Below are 21,815 nucleotides of genomic sequence, written 5' to 3' on the forward strand. Positions count from 1 at the left end.
TAACGGCGCCGACTGACAGGCCCGTCACCCCGCGGGCCGCCTGAACGCGGCGAACGCCACCGCGGCCGTGGCGACGGCATGGACGCGGGCCACCGTGCCGTCCGACGCGGCGTCCAGGGGCGTCGGTCTCCCCGGAACCGTCACCGGGACGCGATCTCAGGCCCCCCGAACGCGGCCTTACGATGGGTGCCATGACTGCTTCGCCTGGCCGCCGTGTCCTGCTCGCCGCCCCCCGTGGCTACTGCGCGGGTGTGGACCGCGCCGTGATCGCCGTCGAGAAGGCCCTGGAACAGTACGGGGCCCCGATCTATGTCCGCCACGAGATCGTCCACAACAAGTACGTCGTCCAGACCCTGGAGAAGAAGGGCGCGGTCTTCGTCGAGCGGACCGAGGAGGTCCCGCCGGGGAACATCGTGATGTTCTCCGCGCACGGCGTCGCCCCCGTCGTCCACGAGGAGGCCCAGCGCGGCCGCCTCGCCTCCATCGACGCGACCTGCCCGCTCGTCACCAAGGTCCACAAGGAAGCCGTCCGCTTCGCAGGCGAGGACTACGACATCCTCCTGATCGGCCACGAGGGTCACGAGGAGGTCATCGGCACCTCCGGCGAGGCCCCCGACCACATCCAGCTCGTCGACGGCCCGGCGGACGTGGCCAAGGTCGAGGTCCGTGACGAGTCCAAGGTCGTCTGGCTCTCCCAGACCACGCTCTCCGTCGACGAGACCATGGAGACGGTCGACGCGCTGAAGGAGAAGTTCCCGCAGCTGATCTCCCCGCCGAGCGACGACATCTGCTACGCCACCCAGAACCGTCAGCTCGCCGTGAAGCAGATGGGCGCCGAGGCCGAACTGGTCATCGTGGTCGGCTCCCGCAACTCCTCCAACTCCAAGCGGCTCGTGGAGGTCGCCAAGCTGGCCGGCTCCCGCGCGGCCTACCTGGTCGACTTCGCCGCCGAGATCGACGAGGCCTGGCTGGACGGCGTGACCACGGTCGGCGTCACCTCCGGTGCCTCCGTCCCGGAGGTGCTGGTCGAGGAGGTTTTGGAGTGGCTCGCCGAGCGCGGCTACGGCGATGTGGAGATCGTCAAGGCGGCCGAGGAGTCCATCACCTTCTCGCTGCCCAAGGAACTCCGCCGTGACCTGCGCGAAGAGGCGGCCGCCCTGGTCGCCGAGCGCGGCGGCAGCGGCACCGGGGCATGAGCGGCGCTCGTACGACGGTGTGACCGGCGGCCGTCCCGGCGTCGTGACTGTCAGTCGTACCACGTAACGTGGAGCCATGCAGATCTTCGGCGTGGACATCGGTGGTTCCGGGATCAAGGGCGCTCCTGTGGACCTGGACAAGGGCGACCTGGCCCAGGAGCGCTGCAAGGTGCTCACCCCGCATCCGGCGACGCCCGACAGCGTCGCCGACGGGGTCAAGCAGGTCATCGACCACTTCGGGTGGACCGGCCCGGTCGGGCTCACCTTCCCCGGAGTGATCAGCGACGGCACTCATATCCGTACGGCGGCGAACGTCGACAAGAGCTGGATCGACACCGACGCGCGCACGCTGTTCAGCGACCGGCTCGGCGGCCTGCCGGTGACCGTGGTCAACGACGCGGACGCGGCGGGCGTGGCCGAGATGCAGTTCGGCGCCGGCCGGGACCGCAAGGGCGTGGTCATGCTGCTCACCTTCGGCACCGGCATCGGCAGCGCCCTGTTCACCGACGGCGAGCTGGTCCCCAACACCGAGCTGGGCCACCTGGAGCTGGACGGCCACGACGCCGAGAAGAAGGCCTCCAGCAAGGCCAAGGAGGACAACGACCTCACCTGGGAGCACTGGGCACGCCGGGTCACCAAGTACCTCGCCCATGTCGAGATGCTGTTCACCCCGGAGCTGTTCATCATCGGCGGCGGGGTGAGTCGCAAGGCCGACAAGTTCCTGCCCCTCATCGAGGGCATCCGGGCCGAGATCGTGCCGGCCCAGCTGCAGAACAACGCGGGGATCGTGGGCGCGGCGATGCGCGCGGCGCACCACGCCAAGTAGCCGCGGGCAGCCGGCAGGCGGCACGCGGTGGTCGGCAGCGGGCCGCCGGGAGCAGCCGGGGGATCAGCCTCCGCGCCGGTGCCGGATCAGCCGGATCCGGCGGACGACGACGATCACCCCGGCGACCAGCGTGCCGCCGTAGAGCCAGCCGGCCTGCGTGGACAGGGCCGTCACCAGGCCCATCACACCGCCCAGGAAACCGCCGCCGCCGTCGTCGGCCACGGTCAGCAGGCCGGCGGCGAAGGCGATCGGGAAGACGACGGGGGCGGTCAGCAGATCGCTCCCGCGCACCCACAGCGCGGTCAGCGCGCACACCGGCAGGGACAGCACGCCGTACACCGGCAGGGACGCCCCGAACAGCAGATTGTCCAGGAAGCCGACCAGGAACATCACGGTCCCGCAGAACAGGCCGCCGCCGAGTCCGGTGAGCCGGGGGCCGGACGGCCGCGGGGGCCCGGCAGCCGCCGTACGGGACCCGCCCGGGGCCGGCCGGCGTTCGGCCGTCGCCGGCCGTCTTCCGGCCTGCGGAGGCAGGGGTGGTTGGGGGGCTCCACGGCGCTGTCCGTGCTGTCGGGGACGGGTCCTGTGATGCTCCACCGGACCAACTTAGGTCGGTTAATGTGCCCAGTCGCAGCCCAGACACGCCGAAACCAAGCCGAAGAGCTGAGCTTGTCCAGGTGTTCGACGCGGCCGCCGGCCCGGGCCCCGAACCCCGTAAACTGGTGGATCGGCCGGCCCGCCGGCACTGGCAGCCTCCGGCTCACTCACCCACTCACTACGGGAAGTCGCAACGTGTCGCTCACGATCGGAATCGTCGGCCTGCCCAATGTCGGCAAGTCGACCCTGTTCAACGCCCTGACCAAGAACGACGTGCTGGCGGCCAACTACCCGTTCGCCACGATCGAGCCCAACGTGGGTGTGGTCGGCGTCCCCGACGCCCGCCTGGCCAAGCTGTCCGAGATCTTCTCCTCGCAGCGGATCCTCCCGGCCACGGTCGACTTCGTCGACATCGCGGGAATCGTGAAGGGCGCCTCCGAGGGTGAGGGCCTGGGCAACAAGTTCCTCGCGAACATCCGTGAGTCCGACGCGATCTGCCAGGTCATCCGCGCCTTCAAGGACGAGAACGTCGTGCACGTCGACGGCAAGGTCTCGCCGAAGGACGACATCGAGACGATCAACACCGAGCTGATCCTCGCCGACCTCCAGACGATCGAGAAGGTCCTGCCACGCCTCCAGAAGGAGTCGCGGATCAAGAAGGACGTGGCGCCCAAGGTCAAGGCCGTCGAGGAGGCCAAGGAGATCCTGGAGAAGGGCGACACCCTGTTCTCCCAGGGCATCGTCCAGGGCTCGGACCGCGCCGAGCTCCTCCACGACCTGCATCTCCTCACCGCCAAGCCCTTCCTCTACGTCTTCAACGTCGACGAGGACGAGCTGACCGACGACACCTTCAAGGCCGAGCAGCGCGCCCTGGTCGCCCCGGCCGAGGCGATCTTCCTCAACGCCAAGCTGGAGCAGGACCTCGCCGAACTCGACGAGGAGGACGCCCTGGAGCTGCTGGAGTCGGTGGGCGCGGAAGAGCCCGGCCTCGCCACCCTCGCCCGCGTCGGCTTCAACACGCTCGGCCTCCAGACCTACCTCACGGCCGGCCCCAAGGAATCCCGCGCCTGGACCATCAAGAAGGGCGCCACGGCCCCCGAGGCGGCCGGTGTCATCCACACCGACTTCCAGAAGGGCTTCATCAAGGCCGAGGTCATCTCCTTCGACGACCTGGTGGAGACGGGCTCGGTGACCGAGGCCCGCGCGAAGGGCAAGGCCCGCATGGAGGGCAAGGACTACGTCATGCAGGACGGCGATGTGGTGGAGTTCCGCTTCAACGTCTAGCCGCAGCCTCACCTGAGCAGGTCGGACGGGGTTCGGCTCTTCGGAGCCGAACCCCTGCTCAGCCTCGCGGCGGAGTGAGCCCGCTGATCGACCCCGACTCGCCAGATGCGGCCAGTGGGGGCATTGCGTGAGGTTCGGCTTCGAGAGCAGGGCCGGGAGGACGACACGTCCTGGCCCAACCACGACCGCAAGATGCTCGCCCGGATCAACAAGCGTGTCGAGGACGTCAGGCGTGACCTCGTCACGGGCATGGGCGCGCCCGAGCACCGGCTGGCTGGAGGAGCGGAGCCTCAGCTGTTTTGGATGCGCCGGGCCTCCGCCACGAGTTCGGCCGGCAGTGCGGGACCAGCACACGCGTGATCGATCAGCAGGTCCCGGTACGAGTCGTTCGGCAGATTCGGCGCCAGTTCGACGAGTTCGCTCAGATCGGCGCCTGAGCCCGTCAGTCGTGCACGGTAGGCAGCCCCGGCCGCGCGAAGTGAGAGCTCGGCCGGCTCGTACCTCATCCCCTGATCGATCAGCTGGACCGCAGAGGCGAAGTCGCCCTGCTCGGCACGTACATCGGCCAGGTCGAGATAGAGCGACCAGTTGGCCGGTTCCAGGGCGAGAGCGCGCTCGAACGCTGCCACGGTCTGCCGAAGATCACCCAGCTTGCGCCACGTGCCCGCCCGCACAACTTCCGTCAGCATGATCCGCTCACCGGAGTCGGCCTGGTCGCAGAGGGCGAACGACGCATCGGTGAGACCGCATGCCCGCAGCAGGATCGCCATCTTGGCCAGCGCATCCGGCAACGGCTGGCGGGCGGAGACCACGTCGATGGCCTCGAACCAGGGCCGAAACCGTTCCCGCATGCTTTCGGCGTCCAGATCATGGCCATAGTCCATCGTCCGCATCGCGGCCTCGGCCAACGCATCGGCACTCACCACACCAAGAAATCGTTCATCGCTGAACCAGGCGGCTTTGGCCCACGCGATGCCGGGTCGCACACCCGTGACCGACCCGATGGCCAGCGCCGCGGCGTCCATGTCCCCCTCAAGGAAGCTGATGTACGACTGCGCCAGCACCGTCCTCAAGGAGTCGGCACCCTGAACGACCTCGCCCAGCTCCGACGGCTTGTCCCTCCACAACTCGGCGAGAACCGCATAGGGCTCGGGGTTCTCAGGCGAGGAGGCGATGGCACCCGCCAGATAGTGCACGGCTGCCGCTGGGCTGCCCCCGCAGTGCGCCATCACCCGCGCGAGACCTACGCCAGCCGCTACCGCCCGATTCGACATCCTCCGAGGGTATCCCTGGTCCGGCCTTTGTCGGCCGTCCCCCCATGGGGCGCACGAACCTGACACTGCGCCGGCTCTCGCGGTGTCGTAGGCGGCCGCGGCCGGGGTGATGTCGCCGGGGGTGAAGGTCAGTGCAAGGCGGTCAGTGTGCTTTCGGCCGCCGCCAGTACCGTGCGGGTCTGGTGGGCCACCTGCCGGCGCACGGGTACCCGGCGTAGTCGCAGGGTCTTCTCGAAGTTCGTGCACCAGGTGGTGAACAGGCCGTCCAGGTCGCGGTGGAGCCCCGGCGCCGCGGGGTCGTCCGCCGCCTCGAGCAGTCGTAGCAGCAGACCGGCGGCGCGCAGCGGCTGTCGGCGGGCCACGATGTCCAGCGCGCAGACCTGGGCCGTCGTCAGCCCCGGCGGACCGTCGGCCGCCTGCCGGGCGAGCGGTTCCCAGGAGCCGGCGACCAGGTCGTAGAGGCCGTCGGCCATCCACTCCAGTACGCGTCTGGGCGCGCAGTCCCGGGCCGGCGGCAGAAAGGGGCGCGCCTTGTCGAGGACGGCGGTCACCTGCCGTCCGCCGTCCCGTACCAACTCGGTCAGGCCGCGCAGGACGGCACCGGCCTCCGGGTGCGGGGACGGGTCGTCGGCCAGGTCGGTCGCCCACAGCGGTACCTCGACGATCGCCGTGACCCCGCCGTACCGCCCGGGAGCGCACCAGGTCGACGCCCCGATGTTCTCGGACCCGGCGGCCAGCCGGGCGGCGCTCTCCGGCGGCGGCAGGACGTAGATGCCGGGGCCGGGGTTCTCCCAGTACAGGGCGTCGAACGTGCCGCGCTGGAGCGGGATGCCGAGCGACGCGGCCGACTTCTCGAACGGTGCGGCGAGTTCGGGGAGGACGCGGGTCAACTGGACCCAGGTGCCGCCCGCTTCGACGCTGTGCAGGGAACACTGGAGGATGGGCCGCAGTTCGTCGATGACGTCGAACAGGGCCTGGCTCTCGGGGAGTTCCCGGGACTCGATGGGTGCCCACTCCGGCTGTTCCGCCGCGACCGGGCGGTAGGCGGCGCGGTAGTAGTCGGCCAGGGTGCGGCCGGTCCGGGCCGTCGCCTCTTCGATGCCCCGGCTCAGCGCGGCGCCGTCCGGATCCAGGCACAGGACGATGTCCCAGGTGACGAGGGACGGGTCGGTCGCCGTGGCCATCAGGTCGCCGCGCGGTCCCCGCGCCACGGGGACGCTCGGCTCCCGCTTCGCCGGGCCGCTCGGCCCCCGTTCCGTCAGGGCGCCCGCCACCTGCTCCGCCAGGGCGATCGCGGTCGTGCCGCCGACGGGCTCGTCGGGGTGCGGCCGGGCGACCACCAGGACGTGGTGCGGCCCGTGTCCCACGGACAGCATCAGGATCGGGCGGCCGGCCCGGGACGTGCCGATCCGGCGCAGCCGGCCGGTCCCGGGGAACCGGGAGACCAGCCGCCTCGCCGCGTCGGTGACTTCCGCGACCGTGAGGTAACGGTCAGGCATCGGCGTCTGGGTTCAGCTGCCGCCGTTGCCACCGCTGTCGCCGGTGGTCTCCTTCTTGTCCAGCGGCCGGATCTCGATCTTGTTCGGCATGCCATGTCCTCCCGGTTGTGGCGGTGGCGTGCGGTGATCGGTGTGCTCTTGCCAGAGTTCGCCGTACCGGCAACCCTTGTCAACGTCCTTGGTCCACTCGCGAGTTGAGGCTCAGGAGATTGGCGCGAAGATGACGGTACCCGCGATGCGGCGGCCTCGGATCAAGCCGGAACACCGGGCCTACCGGACCGTCGACGGCCATGTGCGGATCGGGAGTGTCGTACACGGCATCGGGGCCGAGGTCACGGATCCCGACGGCTGGGTGTGGACGCTGGTCGAGACCATGGACGGCACCCGGAGCGCGGCGGACATCGTCGCCGAGGTGTCCCGCCGCCATCCGGGACTGCGGCTGCCGGACCCGGACATCGCCCAGGCGATCACGGACCTGACCCTGGCCGGGTATGTGGAGGACGCCGGTGTCGCGCCGCCGGCGGAGCTGTCCGAGCGGGAGCGCGAGCGGTACGGCAGGGGCATGACCCTGCTGCGCTGGATGGACCTCCGGCCCCGGGAGAGCGCCTGGGAGCCGCAGCTGCGGCTGCGCCGGGCCCGGGTGCTGCTGGTCGGCGTCGGCGGAACCGGCGGGGCCGCCGCGCGGGACCTGGTGGCCTCCGGGGTGGGCCGGCTGCACTGCGTCGAACCGGACGTCGTCGAACTGTCCAACCTCAACCGGCAGACCCTCTTCGGCGAGCGCGACCTCGGCACGCCGAAGATCGACGCGGCGCTGGCGGCACTGCACGCCCTGAACTCGGACGCGACGGTCACGGGCGAACGCCGGGAGGTGCACGGGCCGACGGACCTCGAAGAACTGCTGACCACGGCCTCCGACGGCGACGCGAAGTACGACGTGCTGCTGCTGGCCGCCGACCGCCCCGCGGTGATCCGCAGGTGGGCCAACGAGGTCTGTCTGGCCACCGGCACGTCGTGGGCCGAGGCCGGATACCGGGGTCCGCTGGTCAGCGTCGGGGTGTTCACGCCCGGCCGGGGTGCGTGCTGGGAGTGTCTGCGCAGCGCCGAGATCGAGCGGCGCGATCTGCGGCTCGCGCCCGGCCAGGACGAGGAGGTCGCCTCACCCCGGATGCCGTGGAACCCGGTCAACGCGGTGACCGCGGGCCTGTCCGGCAGCCTGCTGGCCCATGCCGCGCTGATGCTGCTGTGCGGGATCCCGCCGGTCGAGCCCGGATGCCGGTTCGGCCTCAACCTCATGCTGCCCGGCGACCCCGTCATGCAGCGCTCGGAGCGCCGCCCCGACTGCCCCGCCTGCGGCGCGGCCCGGCCGGCCGGGGAGCTCGCGTGACGGAGACCGCGGCGATGGACCGGCCCCGGATCGAGCCGTCGACCCGGGTCCTGCTGCACGACCTCGGGATACGGCGGGACCGGGACGAGTGGATCGTGGGCCGCATGGCCACCCGGACCTTCGTCGCCCTGCCCGCGGCCGGGGCCCGGGCGGTGGAACTCCTCGGCCGGGGACTGACCGTGGCCCGCACGGCGGAGCTGCTGCGCGAGGAGACCGGCGAGGAACTCGACATCGCGGACTTCGTCAGGGACCTGGCCGCCCTGGGTTTCGTGGCACGGATCGGGGACCGCCCGGTCGCGGACGCCGTGCCGCCGCGCGCGTCACTGCCGTGGCTGCGGCCCCGCGCCGTCCGGCTCGCCCTGCACCCGGGGCTCGCGGTGCTCGTCGCGGTACTGCTGACGGCCGCCGTCGCCGTCCTGGTCCGCCGTCCCGACCTGGTCCCCGGCTACCGAGACCTGCTGTGGAGCCCGCACGGCAGCCTGGTCCTGCTCACCGGGGCGGCGGCCGGGTGGGCGCTGCTGTTCGCCCACGAGCTGGCGCATCTGGTCACCGCCCGGGCCGCGGGTGTGCCGGGGAGGATGCGGCTGGGCACCCGGCTGCAGTTCCTCGTCATGCAGACCGACATCAGCGGCATCGAGCTCGCGCCCCGCCGCCACCGGCTGACGGCCTACCTGGCGGGCATCGCCCTCAACCTGTCCGTGGCCTCGGCCCTGGTGCTGGTCCTCGCCCTGACGCCCACCGGGACGACGGCCCACCGGCTACTCGCCGCCGCCCTGCTGCTGGCCCTGCTGCCGCTGCCCTTCCAGTGCATGGTGTTCACGCGCACCGACCTCTACTTCGTCCTCCAGGACGTCACCGGCTGCCGGAATCTGTACGGCGACGGACTGGCCTACGCCCGCTACCGGTTCCGACGGCTCCTGCGCGCCACCCACCTCGGCGTCGCCCGCTCCGGCGCTCCCCACCCCGCCGCGGCCGGTGACCCGAGCACCCGGCTCCCGCCGCACGAGCGCCGCGCCGTCCGCCTCTACAGCGTCGTCCTCGTGGCCGGCACGGTGGCCTGCCTGGCGTTCATGGCCGCCGTCACCCTTCCCGCCGACCTCACCCTGCTGGTCCGCGCGGTCCGCGGGCTGGGCCCGGACCACGGTCTCGCGCGCAACGCCGACTCGGCGGCCGTGCTGGTCACCCTGGGCGGGATCAACGTCCTGTGGCTGGTGACCCGCTGGCGCAACCGCCGCGCCCGCGGGTCCGAGGAAGGAGCCTGAGCACGGCGACCGTGCCCGGGAACCCACCGCCGCCCTGAGAGGGGCCGACCGCTCCGCCGGTGCCACCGGGACAACGGGCCGCGCACAGGCGGCGCGCCCGGGCACGGCGGACCCGAGGCAGGCCACCGAGCCCGCGCGACCGGCCCGCCGGTGACGCCGCCTCACCCAGCCGTTGTTCCCGGCGCCGGCTACGCCGACTCGCGCAGCCGCAGTTGCGCCCCCACCGTCAGTTCGTCGGGGCGCAGCGGAGCGGCTCCGGTCAGGAGTCTGGCCGTCTGTTCGACGGCGAGCGCGCCGAGGCGGCGGGTGTCCAGGGCCACCGTGGTCAGCGCCGGCTCGACGAGGGTGCCCAGGCCGAGGCCGTCGAAACCCAGCACGGCGAGATCCCCGGGGACCTGGCGGCCGAGCCGGCGGGCGGCGCGCAACGCTCCGAAGGCGATGATGTCGTTGAACGTGAACACGGCGGTCAGGTGCGGGTGCCGGGCCAGGAGTTCCTGGAGCGCGCGCTCCCCGCCGTCCACGCTCTGGTCGGCGCGGGCCACCGAACCGGAGTCCAGCGCGCACGCGGACATCGCGGTGTCGAACCACTCGTGCCGGACGCTGGGCTCGGAGCGTTCCGCGTGGTCCAGCATGCCGATGTGCCGGTGCCCGGCCTCCATCAGGTGGCGTATCGCCGCGTATACGCCCGCCTCGCCGTCGATCCGGATCGAACTGAACCGCTCGGTGGGGCTCTTCCGGTCGATGAGGACGACGGGCAGCCCACGGGTGAGCCGCGCGATCTCGTCCTCCGGCAGGCTCAGATAGCCCACCACGGCGTCCACCTGCGAGGCGATCACCTCCAGGGTGCCCTGCTCCTCCTCGACGCGGTCGCCGGTGTCGTACACCACGACGTGCCAGCCGCGGCCCCGGGCCGCGTCCAGCGCGGCGGCGGCGACCTCGGTGAAGAACGGGTTGAGCAGATCGGGGATCACCAGTCCGACGCTGATCGTGTCCTGCCGGACCAGCCCCCGGGCGAACCGGCTCGGCCGGTAGCCCAGTTCGAGGGCGGCGTCCAGGACGCGCTGCTTGGTGGAGACGCCGATCTCGCCCTTGTCGTTGAGCGCGCGTGACACGGTCTGCCGGGACACACCCGCGGCCTCGGCCACATCGTCGATCGTCACCCTGCGGGGTCCGGTCCCCGACGGCGCCATCTCTCACCTCCGTGCAGTTGCCGACGCGACCGCGTCGCAGGGACACCGAGTATGCCGGGTCCGACGTCTTGAGCCTTGACACTCCGGCGGACCGGAGCCCACACTCCCAATCACTTCCCGTTACCGCTCCCGTGAGCGCTCACGTTACCGCTCACGGAACCTGATTCCAACCAGAAGGCATCCGCCTCCAGGTGTCAACGTCGACCCGCCTGCCGACCTTCGCCAGGCGTTCTCTGGAACGGAAGACATGACCAGCACAGCCACACGCACCCGCCTCGCCGCCGCGGCCGCCACAGCGGGCATCGTCGTACTCGCCGGATGTTCCTCGTCCGGTACGTCGGACAAGGCGGCCTCCGCCTCGTCCTGCGCACCGGCGAAGGGCAAGGTCACCCTCCAGTACTGGAACACCGTTCCGGGCATGGACAAGGTCGTCGCCCTGTGGAACAAGCAGCACCCCGACGTCCAGGTCGAGACCAAGAACATCTCCAACGACCAGTACGGCACCCTCGGCAACGCCCTCAAGGCGGGCAAGGCGCCGGACCTCGCCCAGGTCGGCTACGACGAACTGCCCAACCTGCGCACCCAGAACGCCTTCGTGGACGCCTCCGCCTGCAAGGCGGCCACCGCGGCCAAGTCGAAGTTCGTGCCCTGGACCTGGTCGCAGACCAGTTTCGGCAACACCGGGGTGTTCGCCCTCCCGCAGGACACCGGCCCCATGGCCCTGTTCGTGCGCACCGACATCTTCAAGAAGTACGACGTCGCCGTCCCCAAGACCTGGGACGAGTACGCCACCGCGGCCGAGAAGCTGCACAAGGCGGACCCCAACCTCGACATCACGTTCTTCGACCCGAACAACGCCGAGTGGTTCAACGGGCTCCTCTGGCAGAACGACGCCAAGATGTACGGCTACTCCGGCGACAAGTGGCAGGTCAGCGTCGAGTCGGCGCAGAGCAAGCAGGTCGCGGACTACTGGCAGAAGCTGATCTCCGGGAAGCTGGTGCGCACCGACCTCGCCAACGGGTCGACGCAGATGTACGCGGCGTACCAGAAGGACCAGATCGCCAGTTATGTGGGCGCCGCCTGGGGCTACAGCATGTTCCGCGACAACCTGCCCAAGCAGTCGGGCAAGTGGTCGATCGTCCCGATGCCGACCTGGGGCACCAACGGCTCCTCCGGTGACTGGGGCGGCTCGACCGTCGCGTTCATGAAGGGCAGCAAGCACCTCTACGAGTCGGTCGAGTTCAACACCTGGCTGAACAGCGACCCGCAGGCGCTGGCGATGGAGAACGAGCTGGGCGGCCTCTACCCGGCCGCCGACGCCGGGCTGAAGCTGCCCGCGCTGTCCAAGGGCGTGCCGTACTACAACAACGAGAAGATCTTCGACGTCTTCGCCGACTCGTCCAAGAAGATCGACACCAGCTTCAGCTGGGGCCCCACCCAGAAGACGGTGAACCTGGCGCTCCAGGACGCGATGGCCAAGGCCGCGGCCGGCGACGGCACCCTCACCGACGCCCTCGCGGCCGCCCAGGCCGCCGCGCTGAAGTCGATGAAGGACCAGGCCATTCCGGCCGAGGCGGGCAAGTGACCGCCGTATGACCGACATCGCGCCCCGCCCGACCGGCGCGGTGCTGCCGACCGGGGGCCGCCGCCGTCGTCTCGACGGCGGCGGCCCCCGGCTGGGCACCATCGCCGCCTTCGTCACCCCGTTCTTCCTGCCGTTCCTGCTCTTCTACCTGGTGCCGGTCTGCTACGCGCTCTGGCAGAGCTTCCGCGTGGTGCGCCGCAGCGGAGGGCAGTACGGCACCTCGTACACGACCTTCGGCGGCTTCGACCAGTACGTCCAGGTCTTCCAGAACACCGAGTTCTGGTCCAGCATCGGCCGGATCGGCCTGTTCGGCATCGTGCAGGTGCCGGTCATGCTGTTCGTCGCGCTGACCATCTCGCTGCTCCTGGACACCCCGCTGCTGAAGGCCAAGGCGTTCTTCCGGATCACCGCGTTCATGCCGTACGCGGTGCCCGGGGTGATCGCCGCGATCATGTGGTCGTACCTCTACTCGCCGCAGCTCAGCCCCGTCGTCGACCTGCTGAACAGCGTCGGGCTGCACCCCGACTTCCTGGGCCCGGGTGCCGTGCTGTGGTCGGCCGCGAACGTCTCCACCTGGTTGTGGACCGGCTACAACATGCTGATCATGTTCTCGGCGCTCCAGTCGATCCCGCAGGAGCTCTACGAGGCCGCGAAGATCGACGGCGCTTCCAACTGGACGATCGCCTGGCGGGTCAAGGTCCCGATCATCGCCCCGTCGATCGTCCTGACCACGGTGTTCTCGATCATCGGCACGCTCCAGCTGTACGCCGAGCCGGCCGTGCTGCGGCAGATCTCCTCGAACATCTCCAGCACGTTCACCCCGAACATGCTCGCCTACACGGTGGCCTCCGGGAACAACTACCAGCAGGCCGCGGCCATCTCCGTCGTCATCGCTGTCATCACCTTCGTCTTGAGCTTCGGGTTCATGCGACTGACCTCGAAGAAGGCCGGCCTGTGAGCAACCAACCCTCCGTGATCAAAGAGAGCCGCGTCAGCCGGACCGCCGCCATGGGCCTGATGCTGCTCCTGGCCGTCTACTTCCTGCTGCCGGTCTACTTCCTGGTCGTCGCGGCGACCAAGCCGCAGGGCGACCTCGCCACCACCAACGGGCTGGCGTTCTCGCACTTCAACCTGTTCGACAACCTGCGTGTCCTGTTCACCCGCAGCGACGGCATCTTCGGCCGCTGGGCCCTGAACACCGTCATCTACGCGGTGCTGGGCGCGGCCGTCGGCACCCTGATCTCCGCGCTGTGCGGCTACGCCCTCGCCAAGTTCCGGTTCCGCGGCCGGGAGTTCCTGTTCTCCGTCATCCTCGGCGGGGTCCTGGTGCCCACCACCGCGCTCGCCCTGCCGCTGTTCCTGCTGTTCTCGGCGACCGGGCTGGTCAACACCTACTTCGCGGTGTTCCTGCCGAGCATCGTCAGCCCGTTCGGCGTCTATCTGGCGCGGATCTTCGCCAACGCGGCCGTCCCGCAGGAGCTGATCGAGTCGGCGCGGCTGGACGGCGCCGGTGAGTTCCGGACCTTCTTCTCGGTGGCCTTCCGGCTGATGACACCGGCCCTGGTGACCATCTTCCTGTTCCAGTTCGTGGCCATCTGGAACAACTTCTTCCTGCCGATGGTGATGCTGCAGAAGGAGTCCCTCTTCCCGATCACCCTCGGCCTGTACGAGTGGAACGGCCAGACCGCCCGCGCCCCGGCGCTCCAGCAGTCCATCATCACCGGCTCACTGGTCTCGATCGTGCCCGTGATCATCGTGTTCATCCTGCTCCAGCGCTTCTGGCGGACCGGTCTCGCCGCCGGCTCCCTCAAGTGACCACCCGGAAGGTGCCCCACGTCATGCCCGACTCCGCCGTCTTCGTGCCCCACTTCCACTGGGACCGGGAGTGGTACGAGCCGTTCCAGGTGTTCCGGCACCGCCTCGTCACCGCCCTCGACACCGTGCTGGCGACCGCCGACGCCGACCCGGACTTCCGGTTCACCGTCGACGGGCAGATGGCCGCGGTCGAGGACTACCTGGAGATGCGCCCGGAGAACCGCGACCGGGTCGCCGCCCTGGTCCGCGAGGGCCGGCTGGCCGTCGGACCCTGGCTGATCCTGCTCGACGAGTTCCTCTGCTCCGGCGAGACCATCGTCCGCAACCTCCAGATGGGGTGGGCGGCCGCGGAGCGCCTCGGCGGGGCCATGCCCATCGGCTACCTTCCGGACATGTTCGGCCATGTGGCGCAGATGCCGCAGATCCTGGCCCGCGCCGGCATCGAGCACGCCGCCCTGTGGCGCGGGGTGCCCGGCTCGGTCGACGGCCACGCCTTCCGCTGGCGCGCCCCCGACGGCTCCGAGGTCCGCACCGAGTTCCTCTTCGACGGGTACGACAACGGACTCGACGTCCTGCTGGTACCCGACCGGATCCGGCAGGCACTCGCCGAGTACGCCGAGCTGACCGCCGGACGGTGGGGCGCAGACCCGCTCCTCGCCATGGCCGGCACCGACCACAACGCGCCCGACCCGAAGCTGGGGGACTGGCTGCGCCGGGCCTCCGGCGAGCAGCGGCCGATCACCGTCGGCACGCTCGACGAGTACCTCCGCAAGCACGTCCGGGACGAGGTGACCGCCGTCGTCACCGGTGAACTGCGCAGCCATGTCCGGGGCAACATCCTGCCGGGCGTGCTGTCCGTGCGGCTCGGGCTCAAGCAGCGGATGGCCCTCGCCGAGCGGACCGTCGACCACGCCGAGCGGATGAACGCCCTGTGGTCCCGGCGCGACGAGTCGCACTTCCTCGCCCTCGCCTGGCACAAGATCATCGAGTCGACCGCCCACGACTCGGTGGTCGGATCCGGCACCGACGAGACCTGCGACCAGGTCGCCGCCCGCCTCGCCGAGGCCACGCAGACCGCCCGGGCGGTCCGGGACGCGGCCCTCGCCGAGCCCGCCGCCCTGGTCCCGAGCGACGGCCACCTGGTCGCCAACCCGCTGCCCGTACCCCGTACCGCGCTGGTCGAGGTGGACGTCGTGGCCGCACCGGAAGGGCGCACGCTGGTCGCGACCACCGCCGACGGCTCCGCGCACCCCGTCCAGCTGGTCTCCGAGGCACCCACCGTCCTCAGCGACGAGCGGCACGACGCCTCACAGCTCGAACGCGTGCTGCGCCGGATCCACCGCCGCGAGCTGTTCGGCCTGCTCATCGACAGCTACGAACTCACCCCGAACTCCCTGGTCTTCCACCTCGCCGAGGCGCCGGCCGGACCCTTCGACCTGATGACCCTGCGCGGCGAGGTCGCCGCCGCGGCGGCCGCGCACCCGGGGGAGTGGCGGGTACGGACCCTGGCACAGGCCCGGGCCACCGCGCTGGTGGCCGTGCCCGTCCCCGCCGGCGGACTGGCCGCCTTCCGGGTCGAGCCGGCCGACCGGCCCACCTCCTCGGCGGCGCAGCCGGTGACGGCGGCACCCGACCGCCTCTCCAACGGTCTGGTCGAGGTCACGGTGGCCGCCGACGGCACCCTGGAGGTGACCGGACCCGACGGCACCGTCCTGTCCGGAGTCGGCCGCCTGGTCGACGGCGGCGACCGGGGCGACAGCTACAACTACGCCCCGCCGGCGCGGGACGTCCTCGTCTCCGAGCCGGCCCGGGTCGGCGTCGAACTCCTCGACCAGGGCCCGCTGCGGGCCCGGCTGCGCGTCACCCGCGTCTACGACTGGCCGGCCGCGCTCGCCGACGGCGACCGGGACCGGCGCGACGGCCGTACCGTCCCGACCCCCGTGGACATGGTGGTGGAGGTCCGCGCGGGCGAGCCGTTCGTCCGGATCGCCACCGCGTTCCTCAACCAGAGCGCCGATCACCGGCTGCGCTTCCACGTGCCGCTGCCCGAACCCGTCACCAGCTCCGCGGCGGCCGGGCAGTTCGCCGTCACCGAGCGCGGACTGACCGCCGAGGGCGGCTGGGGCGAGTACCCCCTGCCGACCTTCCCCGCGAGCTCCTTCGTGTCGGCTGGCCCGGCCACCGTGCTGCTCGACCACTCCGCCGAGTACGAACTCGTCGACGACGGCTCCGCCCTCGCCCTCACCCTGCTGCGCGCCATCGGCTCGATCAGCGTCAACCTCCACCCCCTGCGCGACGAACCCGCGGCGAGCGAGATCCCCGTCCCCGGCGCGCAGGACCTCGGCATGCGCATCGAGAACCGGTTCGCCGTGCTGCCCTCGGCGAGCGGCTGGCAGGACGCGGACGCGGTCGCGCTGGCCGAGGAGTTCCGGGCCGACGTCCTGGTCGCCCGCGGGACCGCGACCGGCGGCGGCCCGCTGCCCCCGGACGCGACCGGGGTGCGGGTCGACGGCCAGGACGTCCAGGTGTCCAGCGTCCGCCGGGTCACCGACCCCGAGCACGGGCCCGGCACCGAGGTCCGGCTGGCCGCCCTGCGCGACACCGCGGCCGCCGTCCGGGTGACCGGCGCCTTCACCGAGGCCACGACCGTCGACCTGCTCGGCCGGCCGATCGCCGCGGAGCCGGTGACCGGGGACGGGCTCGAACTCGTCCTCGGCCCCTGGGAGATCCGCACCGTCGTCCTGCGCTAGCCACCACCCCCGATACAAAGAAAGTTGTGAACTCTTGCCCTCCGAGCACTCCGCGTACGTATCGGACACCGCCCCGTGGCGTGGCGCCCTGCGCCCGGCCCGCTCGTGGCTGCACTCCGACGCCCCCGCCCTCTCGCTGAACGGGAACTGGCGTTTCCGGCTGTCGCCGACGGCGGCCGTCGCCGAGGAGTTCGCGGCCGAGGACTTCGACGACCACGGCTGGGACGGCATCCCGGTGCCCGCGCACTGGGTGCTGGAGGGTGACGGCGCCCACGGCCGGCCGATCTACACCAACATCCAGTTCCCGTTCCCGATCGACCCGCCGCACGTCCCCGACGAGAACCCCACCGGCGACTACCGCCGCCACTTCGGGCTCCCCGACGGCTGGTCGGACGCCGAGCGGGTGCTGCTGCGCTTCGACGGGGTGGAGTCGCTGTTCAAGGTGTGGGTGAACGGCGTCGAGATCGGCAGCGCGAGCGGCAGCCGGCTGGCCCACGAGTTCGACGTGACGTCCGCGGTCCGCCCCGGTGACAACGTCGTCGCCGTCCGGGTGCACCAGTGGTCCGCGGCCAGCTACCTGGAGGACCAGGACCAGTGGTGGCTGCCGGGCATCTTCCGGGACGTCACCCTGCTCGCCCGGCCGGCCGGCGGCGTCGAGGACGTCTGGCTGCGCCCCGGCTACGCCGACGGACACGGCCGGATCGACCCCGAGATCACCGCCGACGCCGCGGCCTTCCCCGTCACCCTGCGCATCCCCGAACTCGGCGTCGAGCGGGTCTGGGAGACGGCGGCCGACGTGACGCCCCTCGACGTCCCGGGCGTGCAGCCGTGGTCGGCCGAGGAGCCCCGGCTGTACGACGTCACCGTGTCGTCGGCGGCCGAGACCATAGCCCTGCGGGTGGGCTTCCGCACCGTCGAGATACGCGGTGACCGCTTCCTGGTCAACGGCCGCCGGGTGGTCTTCCACGGCATGAACCGGCACGAGGCCCACCCCGAGCGCGGCCGGGTCTTCGACGAGGCGCACGCCCGCGAGGACCTGGCCCGGATGAAGCGGTTCAACGTGAACGCCATCCGCACCAGCCACTACCCGCCGCACCCCCGGCTGCTCGACCTCGCCGACGAACTCGGCTTCTGGGTCGTCCTCGAATGCGACCTGGAGACCCACGGCTTCGACCACGTCGGCTGGACCGGCAACCCCACCGACGACCCGGCCTGGCGCGCGGCCTGCCTCGACCGCATCGAGCGCACCGTCGAGCGCGACAAGAACCACCCCGGCGTCGTGATGTGGTCGCTCGGCAACGAGGCCGGCACCGGCGCCAACCTCGCCGCCATGTCGGCCTGGGTGCACGCCCGTGACCCCGAGCGTCCCGTGCACTACGAGGGCGACTACACCGGCGAGTACACCGACGTCTACTCGCGCATGTACGCGACCGTCACGGAGACCGAGCAGATCGGCACGGACGGCTCCCGCGCCCCGCTGCTCGGCTGCACCCCCGCCCAGGGCGCCCGGCAGCGCACCAGGCCGTTCCTGCTGTGCGAGTACGCCCACGCGATGGGCAACGGACCCGGCGCCCTCGACCAGTACGAGGAACTGGTGCACCGGCACCCCCGGCTGCACGGCGGCTTCGTCTGGGAGTGGCGCGACCACGGCATCCTGGCCAGGACCCCGGCGGGGACGCCGTACTACGCCTACGGCGGCGACTTCGGCGAGGTCGTGCACGACGGCAACTTCGTCATGGACGGCATGGTGCTGAGCGACGACGTGCCGACACCCGGCCTCCACGAGTTCAAGGCCGTGGTGCAGCCGATCCGCTTCGCCTTCGACGGCGACCGGCTCGCGATCACCAACCTGCGGCACTCCGCGGACACCTCCGACCTGCGCTTTTGCTGGCGCGTCGAGCACGACGGCACCCTCGTGGCGTCCGGGGACCTGAAGGTCCCGGCGGTGGCGGCGGGCGAGTCGGAGCGGGTGCCGCTGCCGCAGGTCCCGGTCGCACCGGACGCCGAGACCTGGCTGACGGTCGAGGCGGTACTGGCGGCGGAGACGGCCTGGGCACCCGAGGGGCACCAGATCGCGACCGCCCAGCTGGACCGCTCGACACCCCGCCCGGTGCCCGCAGTCCGGCGCCGGACCGGCTGGCGGCCGGCCGCGGGCACCCTCGCCCTCGGCATCGCCGAGTTCACCGGCGGCTCCCTCACCCGCCTCGCCGGTCGGCCGGTGAGCGGCCCGCGGCTGGAACTGTTCCGCGCCCCGACCGACAACGACGAGGGCACCTCCGACCGGCTGGAGGGCAGCGACGACAGCGCCGCCGACGTGTCCAGCGCCGACCTGTGGCGCCGGGACGGACTCGACCGCCTCACCGCACGGCGGGTCACCGTGGAAGAGGCCACGGACGCCCTGCGCACCGTCGACCGGGTCTCCGCCGCGCACTCCGCGCTGTCGGTGACGGTGGAGACCGTGTGGTCCGTCGAGGACGGCGAGCTGGAACTGCGCGTGGACATCGAGCCCTCGCGCGGCTGGACGACGGTGTGGCCGCGGATCGGGGTGCGCTTCGAACTGCCCGACGCGACGGCCCCGGTGGACGGCGCCGACTGGTTCGGCCTGGGCCCGCACGAGTCCTACCCCGACAGCCTCCGCGCGGCCCGCACCGGCCGCTTCTCCGCCGCCGTCGCGGACCTCGCGGCCGGCTACGCCCGCCCCCAGGAGACCGGCCACCGCTCCCGGCTCCGCCACCTCACGCTGACCAGCGCCGACACCGAGGTACTGCACCTGACGGCGCTCCCCGACACCCGGGGACGGCGCCCCGGCTTCACCCTGGCCCGCCACACCCCCCAGCAGCTCGCCCGGGCCGCCCACCCCTTCGAACTCCCGGAGTCCACCACCAGCCACCTGATCATCGACGCGGCCCAGCACGGCCTCGGCTCCCGGGCCTGCGGACCGGACGTGTGGCCCGAGTTCGCGCTGCGCGCCGAGGCACGCACGATCAGGCTGCGGGTGACCGGGGGCCGGGTATCGCCCGCCGTCTGACGCCGTCCTGGACGGGGCTCCGGCAGCGGTACCGGCTTCGGCTAGCCGGCGCCGCCCGCCGGCTCCGTGACCCAGCCCGCCGCCAGCACCAGCCGCGTCTCCCGGTGCACGGCGAGGAAGCCGAACGGGCGGTCGAAGGCGGCCCGGACGACGGTCGACTCGTGCCGGTACTGCGGCGGGCCGCCGCCCGGCGCCGCCAGCACGGCCGTCATCGCGGCGGCCCGGAAGCCCAGCGGGCCGAACTCCGCGACCGCGGACTGCCCGGCCGCCCCGATGGCCAGCGGCGCGTCGCTGATGCCGGGGAAGTGCCCCTCGCGGGCGTCGGCGGCCGTGGAGAGCCCGAACAGACCGTGCAGTTGCAGCAGATCGTGGTCGGCGCGCACCTCGAAGCCGACGGTCGTCACATCCAGCAGCACGGGGTCCGGGGTGGCCGACGGCAGCCGCTCCACGGTCACCCCGGGACCCGCCGGCCCGTAGGGGAGCTGACCGCCGGTGGTCACCGGCAGGGCGCGCTCCAGGACGCCGATGCCGGTGTGCAGCACCTGCCCGGGCGCCATCCCCTCCTCGCCCAGGAGCAGATGGACGTCGAGGGCGTTGCCGCCGAGGACTTTCAGCGTGGTGACGTGCCCGTCCGGTCCGGCGGTCACCCCGATCCGGTCCGTGCGGACACTGCTGCGCTGCAGACCGGCCAGCGTACGGCCCTGCCAGGGCCCGGAGCCGGGCCGCAGCACGGTCTCCCGGAACGGCTGCCGCCAGTCCGTGTGCAGGGCCAGCGCGGTCGCCAGCACCATCCGGGCGCCCTCGGTCAGCTTGACCGGCATCCGCCCGACCAGCCCCTCGGTTTGCCTGACCGCCCAGGCGTCCAGCGCCTCCTGGGAGGCCGCGGGGTCGGCGCCGAGCACCCCGTGCGCGCCGGCGGGCAGCCCCGCCGCCCACTGGGCGCGCAGCTCCAGCGCACGGTCGGTCCACAGTCCCAGGGCCGCCCCGACACCGTGCGTCGAGTCGAGCCCGCCGAGTAACTCCCGTGCACCTGCGGCCGCTTGGTCCGCTTGCAGTCCCACGGCCTGGGTCAGTTCGTCTCGGGCGCGGCCGGTGGCGCCGTCGGCGAGGAGGGCCAGCAGCGGCCAGACACCGGCGGCCGAGAAGACCGTGCCCTGTCTGGTCCGCTGCGCCCAGCGTGCGGTGAGCGCGTTGACGGCGCTGACGGTGTTGACGGTGTTGTTCATTCGTCGTCCTCCCAGGAGTACTCGGGGAAGGGCAGGGGATCCGTGACCCAGCCCGCCGCGAGGACGAGCCGGGAGTGCCGGTGCAGGGCGAGGAAGCCGAAGGGGCGGTCGAAGCGGGCGTCGATCCGGGTGGTGACGTAACGCCGCTCGGGCGCGGGGCCGGCGGATGCCGACGCCGGCCCCCAGTACCTGTCCCGGCGTCATCCGCTCCTCGCCGAGGAGCAGATGGACGTCGAGGGCGTTGCCGCCCAGCACCTTCAGCTCGGTGACGAACCCGTCCGCGGTGTCCGCCACGCCGATCCGGTCGAGCAGCGCGCTGGAGCGCCGCAGGCCGAGCCGCTCGGTGGCCGCCCAGGGCTCGTACGCCGTCTCCAGCGCCACCTCGTCGAACGGCGCCAACCAGCGGGTGCGCATCGCCAGCGCGCTCGCCAGGACCAGCTCCGTGTCCTTGTCGAGGGCGACCGGCATCCGGTCCACGAGGCCGCCCGTGCGCCGCGCGGCCCAGGCGTCCAGTGCCTCGCGGTCCACCGGCTCGTCCCCGGTCAGCACCCCGTGCGCGTCGGCGGGCAGCCCGGCCGCCCAGCCCTCCCGCAGCTCCAGGGTCCGCTTCGTCCACACGCCCAGCGCGGTGTCCAGGCCTTCCGCGCCGGCCATCGCGCCGAGCAACTCCCGCGCGGCACCGGCCGCTTCCCCGGCCGGCAGGCCCAGCGCCGCCGCCAGTTCGGCCCGCGCCCGCCCGTGCGCCCTGTCCGCCAGAAACGCCAGCAGCGGCCACACCCCGGCCGCCGAGAACACCGTGCCGTCCTCCGCGGTGGTCGCCCAGCGGGTGGTCAGCGCGTTCACCGCGCGCACGACCGCTCTGTCCACCCTCATTCCGCCCCCGTTCACGGCGCGCTTAC

16 protein-coding genes and 1 pseudogene are annotated in these 21,815 nt (G+C 72.0%); 11 read left to right on the forward strand and 6 right to left on the reverse strand.

Annotation, left to right across the window (positions count from 1 at the left end):
• The first annotated feature begins 182 nt into the window (after positions 1–182).
• Both ACZ4N4_RS22310 and ppgK read left to right on the forward strand, forming a co-directional pair.
• Positions 183–1,196, forward strand: a complete 1,014-nt coding sequence (locus tag ACZ4N4_RS22310) for a 4-hydroxy-3-methylbut-2-enyl diphosphate reductase (RefSeq protein WP_453570600.1) — start codon at positions 183–185, stop codon at positions 1,194–1,196.
• Between the two features lie 76 nt (positions 1,197–1,272).
• The gene (gene ppgK / locus ACZ4N4_RS22315) at positions 1,273–2,022 is read left to right on the forward strand and encodes a polyphosphate--glucose phosphotransferase (RefSeq protein WP_453570602.1); all 750 of its coding nucleotides are present in this window, start codon (positions 1,273–1,275) and stop codon (positions 2,020–2,022) included.
• Positions 2,023–2,085: 63 nt separating this feature from the next.
• On the opposite strand, the gene ACZ4N4_RS22320 is transcribed toward ppgK, so the two are convergent.
• Positions 2,086–2,619 (reverse strand): DUF6542 domain-containing protein, encoded by a 534-nt coding sequence (locus ACZ4N4_RS22320; protein ID WP_453570604.1) that lies wholly within the window; start codon positions 2,617–2,619, stop codon positions 2,086–2,088.
• A gap of 195 nt (positions 2,620–2,814) precedes the next feature.
• Here ACZ4N4_RS22320 and ychF point away from each other — a divergent pair, with 195 nt between their 5' ends.
• Together ychF and ACZ4N4_RS22330 are read left to right on the forward strand one after the other, a co-directional pair.
• Entirely contained in the window at positions 2,815–3,903 is a 1,089-nt protein-coding gene (gene ychF, locus ACZ4N4_RS22325) for a redox-regulated ATPase YchF (protein ID WP_453570606.1), read from the forward strand.
• A 192-nt stretch (positions 3,904–4,095) separates the two neighbouring features.
• A complete protein-coding gene (locus tag ACZ4N4_RS22330) occupies positions 4,096–4,263 on the forward strand; it encodes a type II toxin-antitoxin system RelE/ParE family toxin (protein ID WP_467591832.1) in 168 nt (55 codons plus the stop codon).
• On the opposite strand, the gene ACZ4N4_RS22335 is transcribed toward ACZ4N4_RS22330, so the two are convergent.
• Together ACZ4N4_RS22335 and ACZ4N4_RS22340 are read right to left on the reverse strand one after the other, a co-directional pair.
• Positions 4,194–5,177, reverse strand: a complete 984-nt coding sequence (locus ACZ4N4_RS22335) for a tetratricopeptide repeat protein (RefSeq protein ID WP_467591316.1) — start codon at positions 5,175–5,177, stop codon at positions 4,194–4,196. The genes ACZ4N4_RS22330 and ACZ4N4_RS22335 overlap by 70 nt on opposite strands.
• 128 nt (positions 5,178–5,305) lie before the next feature.
• Positions 5,306–6,676, reverse strand: a complete 1,371-nt coding sequence (locus tag ACZ4N4_RS22340) for a M14 family zinc carboxypeptidase (RefSeq protein WP_467591319.1) — start codon at positions 6,674–6,676, stop codon at positions 5,306–5,308.
• 220 nt (positions 6,677–6,896) lie between these two features.
• Between ACZ4N4_RS22340 and ACZ4N4_RS22345 the strand changes: the two genes are divergently transcribed.
• Together ACZ4N4_RS22345 and ACZ4N4_RS22350 are read left to right on the forward strand one after the other, a co-directional pair.
• Positions 6,897–8,060, forward strand: coding sequence for a HesA/MoeB/ThiF family protein (locus ACZ4N4_RS22345; RefSeq protein WP_467591322.1), 1,164 nt, complete (start codon positions 6,897–6,899; stop codon positions 8,058–8,060).
• On the forward strand, positions 8,057–9,322 hold the full coding sequence (locus tag ACZ4N4_RS22350; RefSeq protein WP_467591325.1) for a hypothetical protein: 1,266 nt from the start codon (positions 8,057–8,059) through the stop codon (positions 9,320–9,322). The genes ACZ4N4_RS22345 and ACZ4N4_RS22350 overlap by 4 nt, the downstream gene beginning before the upstream one ends.
• 188 nt (positions 9,323–9,510) lie before the next feature.
• Here ACZ4N4_RS22350 and ACZ4N4_RS22355 read toward each other — a convergent pair whose 3' ends face one another.
• Complete coding sequence (locus ACZ4N4_RS22355) at positions 9,511–10,512, reverse strand: LacI family DNA-binding transcriptional regulator (RefSeq protein WP_467591328.1); 1,002 nt, start codon at positions 10,510–10,512, stop codon at positions 9,511–9,513.
• A gap of 247 nt (positions 10,513–10,759) precedes the next feature.
• Here ACZ4N4_RS22355 and ACZ4N4_RS22360 point away from each other — a divergent pair, with 247 nt between their 5' ends.
• Genes ACZ4N4_RS22360 through ACZ4N4_RS22380 form a run of 5 tightly spaced genes read left to right on the forward strand, consistent with a single transcriptional unit; the run spans position 10,760 to position 19,690 of the window.
• Positions 10,760–12,097, forward strand: a complete 1,338-nt coding sequence (locus ACZ4N4_RS22360; RefSeq protein ID WP_467591331.1) for an ABC transporter substrate-binding protein — start codon at positions 10,760–10,762, stop codon at positions 12,095–12,097.
• A gap of 7 nt (positions 12,098–12,104) precedes the next feature.
• Entirely contained in the window at positions 12,105–13,055 is a 951-nt protein-coding gene (locus ACZ4N4_RS22365; RefSeq protein WP_467591334.1) for a carbohydrate ABC transporter permease, read from the forward strand.
• A gap of 50 nt (positions 13,056–13,105) precedes the next feature.
• Positions 13,106–13,912: a carbohydrate ABC transporter permease gene (locus ACZ4N4_RS22370; protein WP_453571041.1), complete on the forward strand. Its 807-nt coding sequence runs from the start codon at positions 13,106–13,108 to the stop codon at positions 13,910–13,912.
• Between the two features lie 23 nt (positions 13,913–13,935).
• Positions 13,936–16,662, forward strand: a complete 2,727-nt coding sequence (locus ACZ4N4_RS22375; RefSeq protein ID WP_467591337.1) for a glycoside hydrolase family 38 N-terminal domain-containing protein — start codon at positions 13,936–13,938, stop codon at positions 16,660–16,662.
• Between the two features lie 34 nt (positions 16,663–16,696).
• The gene (locus tag ACZ4N4_RS22380) at positions 16,697–19,690 is read left to right on the forward strand and encodes a glycoside hydrolase family 2 TIM barrel-domain containing protein (protein WP_467591340.1); all 2,994 of its coding nucleotides are present in this window, start codon (positions 16,697–16,699) and stop codon (positions 19,688–19,690) included.
• 41 nt (positions 19,691–19,731) lie between these two features.
• Here ACZ4N4_RS22380 and ACZ4N4_RS22385 read toward each other — a convergent pair whose 3' ends face one another.
• Together ACZ4N4_RS22385 and ACZ4N4_RS22390 are read right to left on the reverse strand one after the other, a co-directional pair.
• Positions 19,732–20,916, reverse strand: a complete 1,185-nt coding sequence (locus ACZ4N4_RS22385) for a serpin family protein (RefSeq protein WP_467591834.1) — start codon at positions 20,914–20,916, stop codon at positions 19,732–19,734.
• 438 nt (positions 20,917–21,354) lie between these two features.
• Positions 21,355–21,789: pseudogene (locus tag ACZ4N4_RS22390) on the reverse strand (serpin family protein); the annotation flags it as partial.
• Between the last annotated feature and the right edge of the window lie 26 nt (positions 21,790–21,815).

This window comes from Streptomyces sp. NPDC026538, from assembly GCF_055567535.1.